Source organism: Burkholderia sp. Tr-862 (genome assembly GCF_011753085.1).
GTDB lineage: Bacteria > Pseudomonadota > Gammaproteobacteria > Burkholderiales > Burkholderiaceae > Burkholderia > Burkholderia ambifaria.
In genome coordinates, this window is sequence record NZ_VWWG01000428.1 from 1 (window position 1) to 591 (window position 591).

Annotated in this window: 1 protein-coding gene; it reads right to left on the minus strand. The window is 65.3% G+C overall.

What is annotated here, in order from left to right; all coding sequences use genetic code 11:
- The coding region (locus tag F3J14_RS36260) for an NAD(P)/FAD-dependent oxidoreductase (protein ID WP_166726797.1) at positions 1–591 on the minus strand (591 nt) is incomplete at both ends.

The window sequence follows — 591 nt, forward strand, 5'->3', positions numbered from 1 at the left end:
CCATGTGATACAGGAACGAGCCGCCGTACGTATCGGACTTCAGCGGCCAGCCGGCCGTGTGGATCACGAGGCCCGGCTTGTGCTTGGCCGGATCGATTTCCCACAGCTCCTTGATGCCGATCCCGTACGCCTGCGGATCGGCGTTCGCATCGAGCTTGTACTTCGAGATCAGCTCGCGGCCCAGGTGGCCACGGCAGCCTTCGGCGAACAGCGTGTACTTCGCGTGCAGCTCCATGCCGAGCTGGAAGTTCTCGGTCGGCTCGCCGTCCTTGCCCACGCCCATGTTGCCGGTCGCGACGCCCTTCACGGAGCCGTCGTCGTTGTACAGGATCTCGGCAGCCGGGAAGCCCGGGAAGATCTCGACGCCCAGGGCTTCCGCCTGTGCCCCAAGCCAGCGCGTGACGTTGCCCAGCGAGATCACGTAGTTGCCGTGGTTCTGGAAGTTGGCGGGCAGCGCCCAGTTGGGCGTCGTGACCGCGCTTTTCTCGGACAGGAACAGGAAGCGGTCTTCCGTCACCTCGACATCGAGCGGCGCGCCGCGTTCCTTCCAGTCGGGGAACAGTTCGTTGATCGCGCGCGGGTCCATCACCG